Source organism: Pseudomonas sp. GW821-FHT09E12 (genome assembly GCF_059416085.1).
Map to the genome: position 1 here is coordinate 228,491 of NZ_JBWKOM010000006.1, position 18,826 is coordinate 247,316.

The 18,826-nt window shown below is 59.2% G+C and carries 22 protein-coding genes and 1 tRNA gene; 22 read left to right on the forward strand and 1 reads right to left on the reverse strand.

Going from position 1 to position 18,826, the window contains the following annotated elements:
- Positions 1–289 precede the first annotated feature (289 nt).
- From AC07PQ_RS19295 to AC07PQ_RS19375, 17 genes are all read left to right on the forward strand, one after another.
- A complete protein-coding gene (locus tag AC07PQ_RS19295) occupies positions 290–763 on the forward strand; it encodes a Dps family protein (RefSeq protein ID WP_007931133.1) in 474 nt (157 codons plus the stop codon).
- Between the two features lie 261 nt (positions 764–1,024).
- Entirely contained in the window at positions 1,025–1,246 is a 222-nt protein-coding gene (locus AC07PQ_RS19300; protein ID WP_007931131.1) for an FmdB family zinc ribbon protein, read from the forward strand.
- 96 nt (positions 1,247–1,342) lie between these two features.
- A complete protein-coding gene (gene aspS, locus AC07PQ_RS19305; RefSeq protein ID WP_007931129.1) occupies positions 1,343–3,118 on the forward strand; it encodes an aspartate--tRNA ligase in 1,776 nt (591 codons plus the stop codon).
- 117 nt (positions 3,119–3,235) lie between these two features.
- Complete coding sequence (locus AC07PQ_RS19310) at positions 3,236–3,982, forward strand: YebC/PmpR family DNA-binding transcriptional regulator (RefSeq protein WP_493186093.1); 747 nt, start codon at positions 3,236–3,238, stop codon at positions 3,980–3,982.
- Positions 3,983–4,138: 156 nt separating this feature from the next.
- The gene (gene ruvC, locus AC07PQ_RS19315) at positions 4,139–4,663 is read left to right on the forward strand and encodes a crossover junction endodeoxyribonuclease RuvC (protein ID WP_007931118.1); all 525 of its coding nucleotides are present in this window, start codon (positions 4,139–4,141) and stop codon (positions 4,661–4,663) included.
- Positions 4,664–4,777: 114 nt separating this feature from the next.
- On the forward strand, positions 4,778–5,386 hold the full coding sequence (ruvA, locus tag AC07PQ_RS19320) for a Holliday junction branch migration protein RuvA (RefSeq protein WP_007931117.1): 609 nt from the start codon (positions 4,778–4,780) through the stop codon (positions 5,384–5,386).
- Positions 5,387–6,445: a Holliday junction branch migration DNA helicase RuvB gene (gene ruvB / locus AC07PQ_RS19325; protein WP_007931115.1), complete on the forward strand. Its 1,059-nt coding sequence runs from the start codon at positions 5,387–5,389 to the stop codon at positions 6,443–6,445.
- A 139-nt stretch (positions 6,446–6,584) separates the two neighbouring features.
- The gene (gene ybgC / locus AC07PQ_RS19330; protein ID WP_007931113.1) at positions 6,585–7,052 is read left to right on the forward strand and encodes a tol-pal system-associated acyl-CoA thioesterase; all 468 of its coding nucleotides are present in this window, start codon (positions 6,585–6,587) and stop codon (positions 7,050–7,052) included.
- Positions 7,042–7,737 carry a protein TolQ gene (tolQ, locus tag AC07PQ_RS19335; protein WP_007931111.1) on the forward strand — a complete coding sequence of 232 codons (696 nt, stop codon included), beginning with the start codon at positions 7,042–7,044 and terminating at the stop codon, positions 7,735–7,737. The genes ybgC and tolQ overlap by 11 nt, the downstream gene beginning before the upstream one ends.
- A gap of 14 nt (positions 7,738–7,751) precedes the next feature.
- A complete protein-coding gene (gene tolR, locus AC07PQ_RS19340) occupies positions 7,752–8,204 on the forward strand; it encodes a protein TolR (RefSeq protein WP_007931110.1) in 453 nt (150 codons plus the stop codon).
- On the forward strand, positions 8,204–9,283 hold the full coding sequence (gene tolA, locus AC07PQ_RS19345) for a cell envelope integrity protein TolA (RefSeq protein ID WP_007931108.1): 1,080 nt from the start codon (positions 8,204–8,206) through the stop codon (positions 9,281–9,283). Before tolR ends, tolA begins: the two co-directional genes overlap by 1 nt.
- 38 nt (positions 9,284–9,321) lie before the next feature.
- Positions 9,322–10,581: a Tol-Pal system beta propeller repeat protein TolB gene (tolB, locus tag AC07PQ_RS19350; protein WP_007931107.1), complete on the forward strand. Its 1,260-nt coding sequence runs from the start codon at positions 9,322–9,324 to the stop codon at positions 10,579–10,581.
- 52 nt (positions 10,582–10,633) lie between these two features.
- Complete coding sequence (gene pal / locus AC07PQ_RS19355; protein ID WP_003178634.1) at positions 10,634–11,131, forward strand: peptidoglycan-associated lipoprotein Pal; 498 nt, start codon at positions 10,634–10,636, stop codon at positions 11,129–11,131.
- 6 nt (positions 11,132–11,137) lie between these two features.
- Positions 11,138–11,962, forward strand: coding sequence for a tol-pal system protein YbgF (gene ybgF, locus AC07PQ_RS19360; protein ID WP_007931106.1), 825 nt, complete (start codon positions 11,138–11,140; stop codon positions 11,960–11,962).
- Between the two features lie 166 nt (positions 11,963–12,128).
- The gene (gene queE / locus AC07PQ_RS19365) at positions 12,129–12,776 is read left to right on the forward strand and encodes a 7-carboxy-7-deazaguanine synthase QueE (protein ID WP_007931105.1); all 648 of its coding nucleotides are present in this window, start codon (positions 12,129–12,131) and stop codon (positions 12,774–12,776) included.
- Between the two features lies 1 nt (position 12,777).
- Positions 12,778–13,467 carry a 7-cyano-7-deazaguanine synthase QueC gene (gene queC / locus AC07PQ_RS19370; protein WP_492570804.1) on the forward strand — a complete coding sequence of 230 codons (690 nt, stop codon included), beginning with the start codon at positions 12,778–12,780 and terminating at the stop codon, positions 13,465–13,467.
- Positions 13,468–13,530: 63 nt separating this feature from the next.
- Positions 13,531–13,606 (forward strand) — tRNA-Lys (locus tag AC07PQ_RS19375).
- Positions 13,607–13,706: 100 nt separating this feature from the next.
- Here AC07PQ_RS19375 and AC07PQ_RS19380 read toward each other — a convergent pair.
- On the reverse strand, positions 13,707–14,591 hold the full coding sequence (locus AC07PQ_RS19380) for a helix-turn-helix domain-containing protein (RefSeq protein ID WP_007931103.1): 885 nt from the start codon (positions 14,589–14,591) through the stop codon (positions 13,707–13,709).
- Between the two features lie 421 nt (positions 14,592–15,012).
- On the opposite strand from AC07PQ_RS19380, the gene AC07PQ_RS19385 reads away from it, so the two are divergent.
- From AC07PQ_RS19385 to cpaB, 5 genes are all read left to right on the forward strand, one after another.
- Positions 15,013–15,204 carry a Flp family type IVb pilin gene (locus AC07PQ_RS19385; protein ID WP_007931102.1) on the forward strand — a complete coding sequence of 64 codons (192 nt, stop codon included), beginning with the start codon at positions 15,013–15,015 and terminating at the stop codon, positions 15,202–15,204.
- Positions 15,205–15,898: 694 nt separating this feature from the next.
- Complete coding sequence (locus tag AC07PQ_RS19390) at positions 15,899–16,090, forward strand: Flp family type IVb pilin (protein ID WP_007931101.1); 192 nt, start codon at positions 15,899–15,901, stop codon at positions 16,088–16,090.
- Between the two features lie 27 nt (positions 16,091–16,117).
- Positions 16,118–16,636 (forward strand): A24 family peptidase, encoded by a 519-nt coding sequence (locus AC07PQ_RS19395; RefSeq protein WP_493186092.1) that lies wholly within the window; start codon positions 16,118–16,120, stop codon positions 16,634–16,636.
- Between the two features lie 14 nt (positions 16,637–16,650).
- The gene (locus tag AC07PQ_RS19400) at positions 16,651–17,970 is read left to right on the forward strand and encodes a DUF8689 domain-containing protein (protein WP_493186091.1); all 1,320 of its coding nucleotides are present in this window, start codon (positions 16,651–16,653) and stop codon (positions 17,968–17,970) included.
- Between the two features lie 16 nt (positions 17,971–17,986).
- Positions 17,987–18,793: a Flp pilus assembly protein CpaB gene (gene cpaB / locus AC07PQ_RS19405; protein WP_493186090.1), complete on the forward strand. Its 807-nt coding sequence runs from the start codon at positions 17,987–17,989 to the stop codon at positions 18,791–18,793.
- The last annotated feature ends 33 nt before the right edge of the window (positions 18,794–18,826 follow it).

Consider the following 18,826-nt stretch of genomic DNA (forward strand, 5'->3'; position numbering starts at 1 on the left):
TCAAATCAGGCGCTGTGGCCGGGAGGAGGGAGAAAGCCCTGATTGTCCTGAGGGAATACCGGACTATCGGGCAAAGCCTTGTTCTAGAGAGCCAGCCCCCAAAAAAGTAGAACGGCGGCTTTTCAGGCGGGTCACAACTGTCCAGGGCCTTCTTGCAGGTACTGGTCGCCCGCTTGGTGGGCAATCTGTCGCAGTGCCTCGGGCAATCCCGGGCTGCGGGTGCAGAGCAGTCTTGCTAGAGTGGTCCGGTACCTGACCTGTTGAATTCAATGTGCTAACGGAGATAGACATGGCAATCGATATCGGTATCGGCGCAGAAGATCGCAAATCCATCGTGGAGGGGCTCTCTCGCCTGCTTTCAGATACTTATGTGCTTTATCTGAAGACCCATAATTTCCACTGGAACGTCACGGGGCCGCAATTCCGCACGCTGCATCTGATGTTCGAGGAGCAGTACAACGAACTGGCGCTGGCGGTGGACCTGATTGCCGAGCGTATCCGCGCCCTGGGGTTCCCGGCGCCGGGTGCCTATTCCATCTACGCGCGTCTTTCTTCGATCAAGGAAGAAGAGGGTGTGCCAAGCGCCGATGAGATGATCAAGCAACTGGTGGCGGGGCAGGAAGCTGTGACCCGTACTGCCCGTGGCATTTTCCCGATCATCGACAAGGTCAGCGACGAGCCCACCGCAGACTTGCTGACCCAGCGGATGCAGGTGCATGAGAAAACCGCGTGGATGCTGCGCTCGCTGTTGAGCGAGCAATAGTCCCGCAGACCGAATGGCGCCGTTATCGGTGCCATTTGCCTTTATGGGGCGCGACTTGTCGTCCGATCATGGCTGTTCGTCCTCAGGCCGATGAGTGGGGTATGGCAGCGGGAAGCTGGCTTTGTTTCGGCGGGCGGTGGTCTATCGGCGCCGTCATACGGCTGCACAGGGCCGATTTAATGGATATAATCCCGCCCTTTGCTATATAACCCGGGCCTCGGCACGGGTTAAGCCAGACGTTAAGTACGCCGAGACGCTCTCATGCCCATGTACGACTACCAATGTGCTTCCTGTGGTCATCAGCTGGAAGCCATTCAAAAGATCAGCGCGCCTGCGTTGGTCGATTGCCCTGCCTGCCAGGCGCCCGAGCTGAAAAAAATGCTGTCCATGCCAGGTTTCCGCCTCAGCGGTTCGGGCTGGTATGAGACCGACTTCAAAACCGGCGCCAAGAAGAACCTGGCCGGTGGCGACAAAGCTGATTAAGTTGAACGACACGCGCGAGCTCTTGCATTATCCGGTACCCCGAGGTGCGCAAGGCCTCCCATCGAATTTCGAATTACGAGAAGTGAAACCACTACCATGATGCGCAGCCATTATTGCGGCCAACTGAACGAAAGCCTGGAAGGTCAGGAAGTCACCCTTTGCGGATGGGTCCACCGTCGTCGCGACCATGGCGGGGTGATCTTCCTCGATATCCGTGATCGTGAAGGTCTGGCCCAGGTGGTGTTCGACCCGGACCGCGCTGAAACCTTCGCCGCCGCCGACCGCGTGCGCAGCGAATACGTGGTCAAGATCACCGGCAAGGTGCGCCTGCGTCCGGCCGGTGCCGGCAACGCCAACATGGCTTCGGGCATGATCGAAGTCCTGGGCTACCAGCTGGAAGTGTTGAACGAAGCGGAAACCCCACCGTTCCCGCTCAACGAATACTCCGACGTGGGCGAAGAAACCCGCCTGCGCTATCGCTTCATCGACCTGCGCCGTCCGGAAATGGCCGAGAAGCTGCGTCTGCGCTCGCGCATGACCACCAGCATCCGTCGCTACCTGGACGAGAACGGTTTCCTCGACGTCGAAACCCCGATCCTGACCCGTGCCACCCCTGAAGGCGCGCGTGACTATCTGGTGCCGAGCCGTACCCACGCCGGCAGCTTCTTCGCTCTGCCGCAATCGCCACAGCTGTTCAAGCAGCTGCTGATGGTCGCCGGCTTCGACCGCTACTACCAGATCGCCAAATGCTTCCGCGACGAAGACCTGCGTGCCGACCGTCAGCCTGAGTTCACTCAGATCGACATCGAAACCAGCTTCCTCGATGAAAAAGACATCATGGGCCTGACCGAAGGCATGATCCGCAACCTGTTCAAGGAAGTGCTGGATCTGGAATTCGGCGAATTCCCGCACATGACCTTTGAAGAAGCCATGCGTCGCTACGGTTCCGACAAGCCGGACCTGCGTAACCCGCTGGAGCTGGTGGATGTTGCCGACCAGCTCAAGGACGTGGAATTCAAGGTGTTCAGCGGTCCGGCCAACGATCCGAAATGCCGTATCGCCGCCTTGCGCGTTCCTGGCGGGGCGAGCATGCCGCGCAAGCAGATCGACGATTACACCAAGTTCGTCGGCATCTACGGTGCCAAGGGCCTGGCCTACATCAAGGTCAACGAGCGCGCCAATGGCGTTGACGGTCTGCAGTCGCCAATCGTCAAGAACATCCCGGAAGCCAACCTGAATGTGATCCTCGATCGCGTGGGTGCGGTCGACGGCGACATCGTGTTCTTCGGTGCCGACAAGGCCAAGATCGTCAGCGAGGCCCTGGGCGCGCTGCGGATCAAGCTCGGTCACGACCTGAACCTGCTGACCTGCGAATGGGCGCCGATGTGGGTTGTCGATTTCCCGATGTTCGAAGAGAACGACGACGGCAGCTTCACCGCCTTGCACCACCCGTTCACCGCGCCGAAATGCTCGCCGGAAGAACTGGAAGCCAACCCGGCGACCGCTCTGTCGCGCGCCTACGACATGGTGCTCAACGGCACCGAGCTGGGTGGCGGTTCGATCCGTATCCACCGCAAGGAAATGCAACAGGCGGTCTTCCGTCTGCTGGGCATCGATGAAGCGGAACAGGAAGAGAAGTTCGGCTTCCTGCTGGACGCCCTGAAGTACGGCGCGCCGCCGCACGGTGGCCTGGCGTTCGGCCTGGATCGTCTGGTGATGCTGATGACCGGCGCCCAGTCGATCCGTGAAGTGATCGCCTTCCCGAAAACCCAGAGCGCCGCTTGCGTGATGACCCAGGCTCCTGGCCTGGTCGATGCCAAGGCGCTGCGCGAACTGCACATCCGTTTGCGCGAACAGCCAAAGGCTGAGTAAGGCCGACCTGAAGGCGCATCTGCGGATGCGCCTTTTTCTATTGGGTCGAGATATTTGTTGCCCGCCCGCTGTTACAGGCGTTGCGGGCAATGTTTCAAAGAGAATTTGGAGCGCGTTATGGCAGGTCATTCCAAGTGGGCGAACATCAAGCACCGCAAAGAGCGTCAGGATGCCAAGAGAGGCAAGATCTTCACCAAGTGGATTCGTGAGCTGACGGTCGCCGCTCGCCAGGGCGGTGGCGAGCCGGGTTCCAACCCGCGTCTGCGCCTGGCCCTGGACAAGGCCCTGGGCGCCAACATGAGCCGCGACATCATCGATCGCGCCATCGCCCGTGGCGCGGGTGCGACCGAGGCCGACAACGTCGAAGAGCTGACCTATGAGGGTTATGGCCCGGGCGGCGTGGCGGTGCTGGTCGAGTGCATGACCGACAACCGCAACCGTACCGCAGCGGCCGTGCGCCATGCGTTCAGCAAATGTGGCGGCAACCTTGGCACCGATGGTTCGGTGGCGTATCTGTTCGAACGCAAGGGGCAGATCAGCTTCGCGCCGGGCGTCAATGAGGACGCACTGACCGATGCGGCTCTGGAAGCCGACGCCGATGACGTGGTCGTTCACGAAGACGGCTCGATCGATGTGTTTACCTCGTTCACTGGCTTCTATGCAGTACGCAACGCGCTCGAAGAGGCCGGTTTCAAGGGCGATGACGCGGAAATCGTCATGCAGCCGACCACCAGTGCCGAGCTGGATTTGGAAGGCGCCGAGAAGATCCTCAAGCTGATCGACATGCTCGAAGACCTGGACGACGTGCAGAACGTCTACTCCAACGCGGATATTCCCCAGTCGGTTGCCGAGCAACTCGGCTGATAGCGCGATAAAAGATCGCAGCCTTCGGCGGTTTCCCCCCTTTACACACAGGGTTACGCTGTACCTGTAGGGGAGCTGTCGAAGGCTGCGATTTTTTGTTTTTCCGGCTTCTCCCGGCGTTACCTTAGGCAACCGAATTTTCTCTTTGCAGGCGTTATGACTCTTATTCTTGGTATCGACCCGGGTTCGCGCATCACCGGTTACGGCGTGGTACGTGATACCGGGCGTGGCTGCGTGTACGTGGCTTCGGGCTGTATTCGCACGGGCGCCGGCGAGCTGCATGAGCGGTTGCAAATCGTTTATCGCGGGGTTCGCGAGGTCATTCAGACCTACGGTCCGGTGACCATGGGCATTGAAAAGGTGTTCATGGCGCGTAATGCCGATTCGGCCCTGAAACTGGGTCAGGCCCGTGGCGCCGCGATCGTGGCGGGAGCCGAGGAGAGCCTGGAAATCGCCGAATACACCGCCACTCAGGTCAAGCAGGCCGTGGCGGGCACCGGTGGGGCCAACAAGGAACAAGTGCAAATGATGGTCATGCACTTGCTCAAGTTGACCAGCAAGCCGCAGATCGACGCCTCGGACGCCCTGGCGATTGCCATCTGTCATGCCCACACCCGTTCCAGTCTGCTGCCCCACGGCCTGGGTACCGCACGCAGTCGTGGCGGTCGCCTGCGTCTCTGATAGCATCTGCGCAAACATTTGATGAGTGGAGCATCCCGCGCCTGTCTGCCCGGCCCGGATCTTCGCTCTATGACTCGCCGGCCGCTGATCTGGCCTGAGCTAAGGATCTGAAACGTGATTGGACGCTTGCGCGGCACCTTGGCTGAAAAACAGCCGCCGTACCTGATTCTCGATGTAAACGGCCTGGGTTACGAGGTGGAAGTCCCCATGACCACCCTGTACCGCCTGCCGTCGGTCGGTGAACCGCTCACCCTGCACACCCATTTGGTCGTGCGTGAAGATGCCCAGTTACTCTATGGCTTTGCCAGCAAGCGCGAGCGGGACTTCTTTCGCGAACTGATTCGCCTCAATGGCGTGGGGCCGAAACTGGCGCTGGCGCTGATGTCCAGCCTGGAGGTCGACGAGCTGGTGCGTTGCGTGCAAGCGCAGGACACCTCGGCGCTGACCAAGGTGCCGGGGGTCGGTAAAAAGACCGCGGAGCGCCTGCTGGTCGAGCTCAAGGACCGCTTCAAGGCCTGGGAAACCGTACCGAGCATGTTTGCCCTGGTGCCGAACCAGCCGGATGCGCCGATGCCGGTGGCCAGTGCCGAGACCGATGCGGTCAGCGCCCTGATCTCCCTGGGCTACAAGCCGCAGGAAGCCAGCAAGGCCGTTTCCGCGATCAAGGAAAAAGGCCTGAGCAGTGAAGACATGATTCGCCGCGCCCTGAAGGGAATGATTTAAGTGATAGAAGCAGATCGTCTGATCGCCGCCACGGGCCCCCGTGAGCGCGAGGAAGTCCAGGACCGTGCGATTCGCCCCGTCAGCCTGGCCGAATACATCGGCCAGCCGACGGTGCGCGAGCAAATGGAGCTGTTCATCCAGGCTGCCCGCGGGCGCAACGAGTCGTTGGACCACACCCTGATCTTCGGCCCGCCGGGCCTGGGTAAGACCACGCTGGCCAACATCATCGCCCAGGAAATGGGGGTGTCGATCAAGAGCACCTCGGGGCCGGTGCTGGAGCGCCCAGGGGACCTGGCGGCGCTGCTGACCAATCTCGAACCGCACGACGTGCTGTTTATCGATGAAATCCATCGCTTGTCGCCGATCGTCGAGGAAGTGCTGTACCCGGCCATGGAAGATTTCCAGCTGGACATCATGATAGGCGAAGGGCCGGCGGCCCGTTCGATCAAGCTCGACTTGCCGCCGTTCACCCTGGTGGGGGCGACGACCCGCGCGGGTATGCTGACCAACCCGCTGCGCGATCGCTTCGGTATCGTCCAGCGCCTGGAGTTCTACAGCACCGCCGACCTGGCGACCATTGTCGGGCGCTCCGCCGGTATTCTCGGCTTGCCGCTGGACCCGGACGGCGCCTTTGAAATCGCCCGGCGTGCCCGCGGGACGCCGCGTATCGCCAACCGTTTGTTGCGTCGGGTGCGGGACTTTGCCGAGGTTCGCGCCAAGGGGCATATCACCAAGCCCATCGCCGATCTGGCGCTGAACCTGCTGGATGTCGACGAGCGTGGCTTCGACCACCAGGACCGGCGCCTGCTGCTGACCATGATCGAGAAGTTCGACGGCGGGCCGGTGGGGGTCGACAGTCTGGCGGCCGCCATCAGCGAAGAGCGGCATACCATCGAGGACGTGCTCGAACCCTATCTGATCCAGCAAGGCTATATCATGCGTACGCCGCGCGGGCGTGTGGTGACCCGGCATGCCTATCTGCATTTCGGTCTAAACATCCCGTCACGATTGGGGGAGATGCCCGTGGTAGACGAATTCCTCGATGCCATGGACGATTAATAACCGCTTGGGCAGCGATTTATTCGCAGCTTGTGCGGTCCTAGGGGGCTGGCATTGCCGTTATTTCGCCAGAAAGCCGTTCGAGAATGAAAAACAGTTGCCCGGCCGGATTGGCAACCTGAGGAGTAAGCACTAGAGTATGCGCGCGCAAAACGGGCTTGAGTCGTTCGCACATCGTTGTCGCGTTTATTACGAAGACACCGATGCCGGCGGCATCGTGTATTACGTTAATTACCTTAAGTTTATGGAACGGGCTCGAACCGAACGGCTACGAGATCTGGGCTTTGCCCAATCGCAGCTGGCAGGGGAGAACCTGTTGTTCGTCGTGCATTCCAGCGAAGCGCGCTACCACGCGCCGGCGCGACTGGACGACGAGCTTCTGGTAAGTGCAGAAGTCATCGAATTGAACCGGGCCAGCCTGCGCTTCAAACAGCAGGTCAGGCGAGCCACGGATAATGCACTGCTCTGCGAAGGGCAGTTTCTGGTGGCCTGTGTGCGCACCGACAATTTGAAACCCCGGGCCATTCCCGAAGCTCTACGTGCGGCCTTTGCCGGCGTGAGCGGCGCGGGTACACACTCAGAGCAGGAGATAAAGCGTGGAAGCTAACGTCGTCGACCATTCCTCCATGTGGAGCCTGGTCAGCAATGCCAGCATCGTTGTGCAGTTGGTAATGCTGACCCTGGTAGCCGCATCGGTGACCTCATGGATCATGATCTTTCAGCGCAGCAACCTGCTGCGTGCCGGTCGACGCGCGCTGGAGAGCTTCGAAGAGCGCTTCTGGTCGGGTATCGACTTGTCCAAGCTGTACCGTCAGGCGGGCAGCAACCCGGACCCTGATTCGGGCGTGGAGCAGATCTTCCGTGCCGGCTTCAAGGAATTCTCGCGCCTGCGCCAGCAGTCGGGCGTTGATCCCGAGGCGGTCATGGAAGGTGTCGCGCGTGCCATGCGTGTCGCCATCTCCCGCGAAGAAGAGAAGCTCGAGCAGAGCCTGCCATTCCTCGCCACTGTCGGCTCGGTCAGCCCGTATATCGGTCTGTTCGGTACCGTTTGGGGGATCATGAACTCCTTCCGCGGCCTGGCCAGCGCCCAGCAGGCGACCCTGGCGACCGTTGCGCCGGGTATCGCCGAAGCCCTGATCGCCACCGCGATCGGCCTGTTTGCCGCGATCCCGGCCGTTATCGCCTACAACCGCTTTGCGGCCCGTGGCGAGACCCTGATCAGCCGTTACTACACCTTCGCCGACGAGTTCCAGGCGATCCTGCACCGTAAAGTGCACACCAGCGAAGAGTGAGCAGGTAAATCCCCATGGCCCGAGTTCGCCACAAACGCAAGCCGGTTGCCGAGATGAACGTGGTGCCCTACATCGACGTGATGTTGGTACTGCTGGTTATCTTCATGGTGACCGCGCCGATGCTCAATCAGGGCGTGAAAGTCGATCTGCCCAAGGTTTCCAGCGAAGCCTTGCCGCAGGACAACAACACCCAGGTCCTGACCATTTCGATCAAGGCTGACAAGACCTACTACTGGAACCTTGGCAGCGAAGTCGACACCGACAAGCAGATGGACAAGGCCATGACCTTGCCGCAGATGACCGACGCCGTGACCAAGATCATTCGCGCCGGCAATGAAGGCGGCAAACATACCCAGGTGTTCATTCGCGGCGACAAGTCCGTCGACTACGGCGCCGTCATGGGCGCCATGGGCGGACTGCAGAAGGCCGGCGTCGGTAACGTTGGCTTGATTACCGAGGCGCCCTGATGCAGCAACAGCGAGAGCCGTCCGCCTCGGAAAGCTACTTCTGGCCTAGCGTGTGGGCAATTGCCCTGCACGTTCTGGTGTTCGGCATGCTGTTCGTCAGTTTTGCCATGACGCCGGAGTTGCCGCCGTCCAAGCCGATCGTCCAGGCGACCCTGTATCAGCTGAAATCGAAAAGTCAGGCGACCACCCAGACCAATCAGAAGATTGCGGGTGAGGCGAAGAAATCCGCCGCGCGCCAGACCGAAGTCGAGCAGATGGAGCAGAAAAAGGTCGAGCAGGAAGCGGTCAAGGCTGCGGAACAAAAGAAAGAAGAGGCTGCTCAAAAAGCCGAGGAAGCGAAAAAGGCCGACGAAGCCAAGAAAGCGGATGAGGCGAAGAAGGCTGATGAAGCCAAGAAAGCCGACGACGCGAAGAAGGCTGCGGAAGCGAAAAAGGCTGAAGAGAAACAATTGGCTGATATAGCCAAAAAGAAAGCCGAAGAAGAAGCCAAGAAAGCCGCCGAAGAAGAGGCCAAGAAAAAGGCCGCTGAAGAGGCGAAGAAAAAGATAGTCGAAGACGCGAAGAAGAAAGCCGCGGAAGACGCCAAGAAGAAAGCTGAAGCGGACGAGGCGAAGAAGAAGGTCGCCGAGGACGCGAAGAAGAAAGCCGCCGCCGACGCAGCCAAGAAAAAGGCTCAGGAAGCAGCGCGTAAATCCGCCGAAGATAAAAAGGCCCAGGCCCTGGCTGATTTGCTTTCCGACACGCCGCAGCGTCAGCAGGCCTTGGCGGACGAGCAGGGCGATGAAGTCGCGGGCAGTTTCGACGATCTGATTCGTGCTCGTGCGGCGGAAGGCTGGGCTCGTCCTCCTTCGGCGCGCAACAACATGACTGTCGTGCTGCAAATCGGCATGTTGCCGGATGGTACGGTGACTTCCGTGTCGGTGGCCAAGTCCAGCGGCGATGGTCCGTTCGATGCCTCGGCGGTAGCTGCGGTCAAGAACATTGGACGTTTGACAGAAATGCAGGGAATGAAGCCGAGCGATTTCGCTCCGTATCGTTCATTCAAGATGACATTCACACCTGAGGATCTAGCCTTGTGAGAAACCTTCTTCGAGGATTGCTTGTCGTTATTTGCTGTATGGCAGGGATAGCGACAGCGGATGAAAAGAACATTCTGGTCACCAGTGGCAGTGACCGGGCCACGCCAATCGCCGTAGTGCCATTCGGTTGGCAAGGGGGCAGCGTGCTGCCCGACGACATGGCGGAAATCATCGGCAACGACCTGCGCAATTCGGGTTACTACTCGCCGATTCCAAAGCAGAACATGATCAGCCTGCCGACCCAGGCCAGCGAAGTCATCTACCGTGACTGGAAGGCCCTGGGCGCCCAGTACATCATGGTCGGCAGCATTGTCCCGGCGGGCGGTCGCCTGCAGGTGCAATACGCCCTGTTCAACGTCGCCACCGAACAGCAAGTGCTGACCGGCAGCGTCTCGGGCAGCGTCGACCAGTTGCGCGACATGGCTCACTACATCTCCGACCAGTCGTTCGAAAAGCTCACCGGTATCAAGGGCGCCTTCTCGACCCGCATGCTGTACGTCACGGCAGAGCGTTTCTCCGAGAAGAACACGCGCTACACCCTGCAACGCTCCGACTATGACGGCGCGCGCGCGGTGACCCTGCTGCAATCCCGTGAGCCGATCCTGTCGCCGCGTTTCGCGCCGGATGGCAAGCGCATTGCCTATGTGTCGTTCGAACAGAAGCGCCCGCGCATCTTCGTTCAGCACATCGACACTGGCCGTCGCGAGCAGATCACCAACTTCGAAGGCCTGAACGGCGCGCCTGCCTGGTCGCCGGACGGCCAGCGCCTGGCGTTCGTGCTGTCCAAGGACGGCAACCCGGACATCTATGTGATGAACCTGGGTTCGCGTCAGATCTCGCGTGTGACCGCGGGGCCTGGCATCAACACCGAACCGTTCTGGGGCAAGGATGGTTCGACCATCTACTTCACCTCGGACCGTGGTGGCAAGCCACAGATCTACAAGACCAGTGCCGGTGGTGGCGGTGCGGAACGGGTGACTTTCGTGGGCAACTACAACGCCAACCCGAAACTGTCCGCGGATGAAAAAACCCTGGTCATGATTCACCGGCAGGACGGCTTCACAAACTTCAAGGTAGCTGCTCAGGATTTGCAGCGTGGCAACGTAAAAATCCTTACCGACAGCACACTTGATGAGTCGCCTACTGTTGCGCCCAACGGCACCATGGTAATCTACGCCACCCGCCAGCAGGGCCGGGGAGTCTTGATGCTCGTGTCCATTAATGGACGCGTGAGGCTCCCGCTTCCTACCGCTCAAGGCGAAGTCAGAGAACCGTCCTGGTCCCCTTACCTGAACTGACGCGGCGCTTTACGTTTTACTTAACACACTGGGGTTCATTAGGAGTTTCACGATGGAAATGCTGAAGTTTGGTAAGTTTGCTGCGCTGGCTCTGGCCATGGCTGTAGCTGTAGGTTGCTCCTCCAAAGGCGGCGACAACGCTGGTGAAGGCGCTGTTGATCCAAACGCTGGTTACGGCGCTAATACCGGTGCAGTTGACGGCTCCCTGAGCGAAGAAGCTGCTCTGCGCGCAATCACCACCTTCTACTTCGAATACGACAGCTCGGACCTGAAGCCAGAAGCCATGCGCGCTCTGGACGTTCACGCCAAAGACCTGAAAGCAAACGGCGCTCGCGTTGTTCTGGAAGGCAACACCGACGAACGTGGTACTCGTGAGTACAACATGGCTCTGGGCGAGCGTCGTGCGAAAGCCGTTCAGCGCTACCTGGTGCTGCAAGGCGTTTCCCCAGCTCAGCTGGAACTGGTTTCCTACGGCGAAGAGCGTCCAGTTGCTACCGGCAACGACGAGCAGTCCTGGGCTCAAAACCGTCGCGTCGAACTGCGTAAGTAATTCGTCATGCGAACGTGCCGTCGTGCTCTAACTGTCTTGGCTCTCAGCCTCGCGCCGCTTTCGGTGTGGGCTGCGGTTCCTGTGGTCGATAACAACTCGGGCTATAACAATAGCGGAGGCAGTTATCCGCCAGCGGGTTATGGCACGAACGGCGCCTATGCCGGGGGAGGGGTTTCGACCCCTGTCTCGGCACAGGGCGAGCTGTTCCAGCAACTGCAGCAAATGCAGGATCAAATCGCTCGGCAGCAAGGTGTGATTGAAGTACTGCAAAACGATATTGCGCGTATGAAGCAGGAAAGCCTGGAGCGTTACCAGGATCTTGATCGACGCATTGGAGCGGGCGGTGCACCTGCCGCGACTCCTGATAATTCTTCTGCCGGTGGCGATGCAAGTGCCGCCGGTGCAGCTGCTGGGGCTGCCTCGCAAGCTCCAGCGGCAAGCAGTGAACCGGGCGATCCAGCGAAGGAAAAGCTGTATTACGAAGCAGCCTTCGACCTGATCAAGGCCAAGGATTTCGACAAGGCCAGCCAGGCTTTCGCCGCGTTCCTGCGCAAATACCCAAACAGCCAATACGCGGGTAATGCCCAGTACTGGTTGGGCGAAGTGAACCTGGCCAAAGGTGACCTGCAAGGTGCCGGCCAGGCATTTGCCAAGGTCTCCCAGCTGTATCCGAAGCATGCCAAGGTGCCGGACTCGCTGTACAAGCTGGCTGACGTAGAGCGCCGCCTGGGCCACACTGACAAGGTCAAGGGCATTCTGCAGCAGGTGGTGGCCCAATATCCGGGTACTTCCGCCGCCCAGCTGGCTCAGCGCGATCTGCAACGTATGTAATCGAGTTTGAGCTGTTTTGAAGAAACCCGCGCTTGCCGCGGGTTTTTTCGTTAGAATCCATGCCCTTTTTATGAAACACGCTTCCTGGGATTACCGTGTTTGCGGGATTCCTCGAGGTGCCTGACGGAGGCGGACAGCCTGTTTAGCTGTTACGCCCGTGGCGACTATGCAAGACACATTGAGAATTACCGAAGTTTTCTACTCGTTGCAGGGTGAAACTCGGACTGCCGGCCTGCCCACGGTATTTGTGCGCCTGACCGGTTGTCCGCTGCGTTGCCAATACTGCGACAGTGCCTACGCCTTCAGCGGTGGCAGCATCCGCACCCTCGAGAGCATTCTCGAGCAGGTTGCCGGTTTCCGCCCGCGTTACGTCTGTGTGACCGGTGGCGAGCCTCTGGCGCAGCCTAATGCCATTCCCTTGCTCAAGCAGCTGTGTGACGCCGGTTACGAAGTCTCGCTGGAAACCAGCGGAGCCCTGGATATTTCTGCGGTCGATCCGCGTGTCAGTCGAGTGCTCGACCTGAAGACGCCGGGGTCGCAGGAAGCTCAGCGCAATCGTTACGAAAACATCGAACTGCTGACGCCGAACGACCAGGTCAAGTTTGTCATCTGTTCCCGCGAGGACTATGACTGGGCGGTTTCCAAGCTGATCCAGTATGGTCTGGAACGGCGGGCGGGCGAGGTGCTGTTCTCGCCGAGCCATCACGACCTGAATGCGCGCGATCTGGCGGACTGGATCGTTGCGGACAACCTGCCGGTGCGCCTGCAATTGCAGCTGCATAAATACCTTTGGAATGACGAGCCGGGGCGCTGATATGAATGAACAAGTTGCCACTGAAAAGCGTGCAGTAATCCTGCTGTCCGGCGGTCTGGACTCGGCCACCGTAGTGGCCATGGCCCGCGCCGAAGGGTATCGCTGCTACACCATGAGCTTCGATTACGGCCAGCGTCATCGCGCCGAGTTGCAGGCGGCTGAACGTGTCGCTCACGACCTGGGTGTGGTGGAGCACAAGGTGATCGGCCTCAACCTCAACGGTATCGGCGGCTCCGCGCTGACTGACAGCTCCATCGATGTGCCCGAGGCTCCGAGCGAAGGGATCCCCGTCACCTACGTTCCGGCGCGTAACACCGTGTTCCTGTCCCTGGCACTGGGCTGGGCGGAAGTGCTGGGCGCGCGGGACATCTTCATTGGCGTCAACGCCGTGGACTATTCGGGGTATCCGGATTGCCGTCCGGAGTTTGTCGAGGCCTTCGAGCGCATGGCCAACCTGGCGACCAAGGCCGGGGTAGAGGGGCAGGGGTTCCGTATCCAGGCACCGCTGCAGAACCTGAGCAAAGCCGATATCGTCAAGGCGGGCGTCAAGCTCGGGGTTGATTACGGCCTGACCGTGTCCTGCTACCAGGCCGATGATCAAGGGCGTGCCTGCGGCAAATGCGACAGCTGCCGTCTGCGTGCAGAAGGTTTTGCCGCGGCCGGTGTTAGCGATCCAACACCTTATTTTTGATTTTTTTCATATTGGGTGTTGAATTCTTTTTATAAATCAGTATTATACGCGCCACCACACAGCGGGTCGTTAGCTCAGTTGGTAGAGCAGTTGGCTTTTAACCAATTGGTCGTAGGTTCGAATCCCACACGACCCACCATTTTCTAGCAGTATTTAAAATCCGAAAGGCCCACGAAAGTGAGGATTTTCGGGTTTTTTTTTGCCTGCAGAAAATGTAATGGCGCACTGGATTGGCCTGTTCAGCGACCTTCGATACGCAGCGGCAGGCTGTCGATCACCTGTGACAGCGTTTGCTCCAGTTCCACCTCTTCTTTTTTTACCCGTTCCGGGATTCTTCGGCGTTGTCGGTATTCGCTGGGGCTGGCGCCCGCGAATTGCTTGAAGGCGCGGGCAAAGTAGGACGGGTCCTTGAAGCCGACTTCATAGCCGATGCTGGTGATGGGCATCTGGCTGTTGTCGAGCAGATTCTTGGCGCAATCCATGCGTTTGCTCAGGATGTAGTCCATGAATCCCAGGCCATGGACCTCCTTGAACAGCCGGCTGAAGCGAAACGTGGTCATGCCGCAACGCTTAGCCAGCTCTTTCTGGTCGATGCTTTCACGAAAATTCTGCTCGATGTACAGCAGCACATCGCTGAGTGCCTGATGTTTCTGGTGCTCTACGGTCAGTCGGATGCTGTCCGGCAGGGACGGGCCGTGTTCGATCTGTAGCGTCTTGTTGCCGGGGCCGCTGCTGTGGCGCAGTTCGTAGAGTTGCTTCAGCGCATGCAGGAAGCGCCGGATCTCGGCACTCGAGAGAGGGAGCACCATGTATTCCCAGACACGCGAGCGCATGGCCCAGACGGCGAGTTCTTCGGAGTGTTGCACCGTGAACATGGCGATGGGAATGGAGGGAATCTTGTGTTTGATCTCCAGCAACAGATTGAGCCCCGGCATGTCCGGGCGGTCATAGTGCATGCAGATCATGTCCGGTAGAGGATGGGTGTCCTTTTCGGGCAGGGACGCATCTGTCGACACCCGGCAATCGCAGGTTGGGCGAAACAGCGCGATCAGTTCTTCAGAGGACCGGTCGCGCGTGAGGTCGAACCATAAAAGAAAGGGTTTTTGGGCCGACTCAGGTTTCATTTCCTTATTCCTTCCTGGTGTCTCGCTGTCACTTCCTGGGCTGTCAGTATCGCCACTGGGCTTTGCGGGCAAAGGATCAAGTTCTGATAACGCTTCATGGATTTTCTTGATTACCTTCTATGTCTGACAGCGAGATAAGAGTCACAGGCAGCTCCTTGCTGTTGCGATCGCCTTTTCTTGCAGCACTGGGCACAGCTGAATCAATTTAGTGTTATATGAGAACAGTTCCCTTTCTGAAAAACTCCATCTGCCAGGTTTAGTTTCACTGGAGTTTCTTTGCTGTCTTGCCAAGAGGCGCAAAAAAGTCCTAGAAACCGACAATAAACTCCTAACTCTTTGTGTTAGCCCCTGACTAGGATTCAGTCAGGCGGCACAAATACTGATCGCCTTAAAGCAACTTTTCTTATATGAGGTGAACAAGATGAATCTGCAAACAATCAAAACCTCGGTGCTGGCATTCATCAAGGACGAAGAGGGTCTGACCATCGTGGAATATGCCGTGGCCGGAGGCCTGATCACCCTGGGCGCCGTTGCCGCGTTCGTGACTCTGGGGGGCAACGTGGCCACCGCCATTACCAGCCTGGGTTGTGCCGTTCAGGGCCAGGTGTGCTGACGACAGCCGTTGTGCCGGATCCTCGGCCCTGGGCTGGAGCTGCTTGTCGCTCGTACGCGGCCAGACTTCTCGGGTCTGGCTGCGACGAGCGGTTTCCCTCGGGCTGAGGCCGTACCTGTGGTGCATGTGTGTTTCCGCCGTTGTTCTGTCTGCACCCGCCTGGACAGGATGGAGCCTTCTCAATCGGTATGTGCAGTCAGCGCACAGTAGATGACGGATGGCTCCCGTCTTGCTATCGAGCGAGTTCAAATCGTCAAAGTGACCTTTGGCCGAGCACCGCTCCATCGCTCTGCCGCAGCCTGCAAATTCTCTTTCCAGCTTCAGGAGTATCGTCGCTGTATTGCTCGCGTGAAGATCAAATCCTGATATGGAAGCCCCGGTTTACTTCGTTTCGCACTATGGTTTGGGTGCAGCGAATATGGTCGGGGCTTTTGTCTTTGTCGGCCAGTGCTCAGGCCGGTCTTGCATCGACGGCGAGATTGTTTCAAGGCGACTCTTCAATTATTCCTTCCTTAGATAAATCATCTGTTCCTTGTGTTGTTCCTGGTGCTTTTTTGCATCTTTCAACAACAGCAATAAAGTCCTAACGATCAGCAAAAATCTCCTAACCCTTCCAATGCTTCCCTGACTAATGTTCAACCAGGCAGTACGACAGTGCTGCCCTTACATAAAAACACTTGAGTGAGGTGGGAAAATGAATCTGCAAACGATCAAGACTTCGATCATCAAGTTCGCCAAAGACGAAGACGGCCTGACCATTGTGGAATATGCAGTGGCCGGCGGCCTGATCACTTTGGGCGCTGTTGCTGCATTTATCACCCTGGGCGGCAACGTGGCCACTGCCATCACCAGCCTGGGATGCGCTGTCCAGGGGCAAGTCTGCTAACGCCAACTTCCACCGAGGGCTGCAGTCATGGGCAAAGAGCAATTATTCGTTGTTGCATTGATGCTGGGACTGCTGGGGATTGCGGTGGTGAGCGATCTTCGTCGCCACCGTATTCCCAACCTCTTGGTGCTGTTGGGGCTGGGACTGGGGATTGCCGGCCAGGCCTACTCCTCAGGCGTCATCGGGTTTGGTTATGGACTGCTGGGCATGTTGATCGGTTTCGCCGTTTTTCTCCCCCTGTACGCCTTTGGCGGGATGGCGGCCGGCGACGTCAAGCTCATGGCCATGGTTGGCACTTTTCTCACTCCGCAGCACGCCCTCTGGGCTGCGTTTTTCAGCCTGATCGCCGGCGGTGCGTGCGGGGTACTGATTGTGTTGGTACGTGGTCAAGTTCAACAGACCATGGGGCGCTACTGGCAGATTTTGAGAGCCAGGGCCTATTTTTCGCCGGCGGACGATGAAGTGGCCGGCAAACCCTTTCCCTATTCGGTTGCGATCCTGCTCGGCACATTGGCCAGCTTTCTCTGGTTGCCCCTTGGCCAGTAGCTCAGGAGAACATTATGTACGCCATCAGTAACAGCCGTCCGACCGGCAATGACCGGGAAGCAGTGCAGCGACTGGCTCCACAGCCACGCACGATCCTTGAGACCGGGCTGGCCGACAATTTCCTGGGAGACCTGGTCTGCAAGCATTTGCACGATGCGGGTGTACTGGACATGCCCCGACTGGTAGAGCGCCTGGCGCTGACGGGAGCAGTGATTGAAGAAGTCCTGACCTTCCTGCGTCAGGATCACCGGGTCGAGATCCTCGGCCAAGCCGGTGGCCAGGGCTTGCGCTACGGGCTGACCGAGCGCGGCCGCAATGCTGCCCGCGATGCCTTGTCGCGCAGTGGTTATATCGGCGCGGCGCCCTTTCCGGTGAGCGCCTATCGCTCGCTGCTCAAGGTACAGACCATTCACCATGGCCGTATCAGCGCCCGGGACATGCAGGCTTCCTTCGGCTCCATGGTGCTGGCGCAGAACATGCTCGATCAGTTGGGCGTGGCCCTGAATTCCGGGCGCGCCATCATGATTTACGGGCCGGCGGGGACGGGCAAGACCTATGTCAGCAGTCGCTTGATCCGGCTGTTTTCCGAGTCCGTCTGGGTGCCCCATGCGATTGCGATCAACGATGCGGTGATCGAGATCTACGACCCCCAGGTACACCGGCGCCTGGATGTCGGCGATCCGCAGTACAGCCTGATGCTCAATGAAGGGATCGACCGCCGGCTCCTGTGCTGCGAACGGCCGATCGTCATCACCGGCGGCGAGCTGACCATGGAACAGCTGGATATCCGCTACGACCCCTTCACTCGCCAATACCAGGCACCGTTGCAGCTCAAGGCCAGCAATGGCCTGTTCGTCATCGACGACATGGGGCGCCAGCGCATGGCGCCCGCGGAATTGCTCAATCGCTGGATCGTACCGATGGAGGAGAAACGCGATTTCCTCAACCTCGGCGGCGGGCGGCACTGCGAGTTGCCGTTCGACCTGATCCTGGTGTTTTCCACCAACCTGAACCCATTGGAACTGGCCGACGAGGCGTTCCTGCGGCGGATTGGCTACAAGCTGCAGTTCGGCTACCTCAAGCCTGAGGAGTACGAACGTATCTGGATTCAAGAGACAGAGCGCCTGAACATCCAATACGACCCGCTGCTGTTGCGCTACGTCCTGGATGAACTCTATGGCGCTGAAAACATGCCGCTGGTGCCTTGCCACCCACGGGATCTCTTGAGCATGGCGCTCGATCGCCAGCGTTATCTGGGCGCCAGCGGACCCCTGTCAACCCTGGAACTGGAGTGGGCATGGCACAGCTACTTCGTCCAGCTCGACTTTCTTTGAGTAAGGAGATTTCGACATGAGTTCTCGTACTTTCACTCTGGTGACCCTGTCCGTGGTTCTGGGCCTGGGCGCGGCATGGATGGCCAACACCTGGCTCAATGCAAGGCTCAATGCCACCCCCGACGATAACCAGCAGAACGTGGTGGTGGCGACCGTGGAAATCGCTTTCGGGCAAATGGTCGAGCCACAGCAGGTCGCGCTGGTCCGTATGCCCAAGGAGACAGTGCCCGAGGATGCTTTCGACGCGACCGAGAAGGTCGTGGGCAAGATCGCCACCTTCTCCATGTTGCGCGGCGACATCCTGCGCGGTGCGCGTCTGGCCGAACACTTGGGCGGCAGCACCCTGGCGTCGCTGATCGAGCCTACCAAGCGTGCGATCTCGGTCCGGGTGGACGACGTGGTCGGCGTGGGTGGGTTCCTGTTGCCAGGTAACCGGGTCGATGTGCTGGCTACCCGGCAGACCGGCAATACCGGCGACGCCGAATCCAAGACCATCCTGGAAGACCTGCGGGTGCTGGCAGTGGACCAGACGGCCAGTACCGACAAGACCCAACCGGTGGTTGTGCGCGCCGTGACTCTGGAAATGACCCCCCTGCAGGCCGAGGAACTGGTCAAGGGGATGACCGCCGGCAAGCTGCAACTGGCCCTGCGCAACCCGCTGGACAACCAGAAGCAACCGGTGATCGCTGAGCCCGTCGCCATGATCCAGGACGTGCCTGCCCCGCCAGTGGTTCGGCCGATTGTCCGGCGTCGTGCCAGCGGCGACAGCGGGATCACGGTGATTCGTGGGATCGAGGTCAACGTTGTGAAGTCCCAGCTGTAAATGATCGGGTACGACATAAACCAACGATGAGGG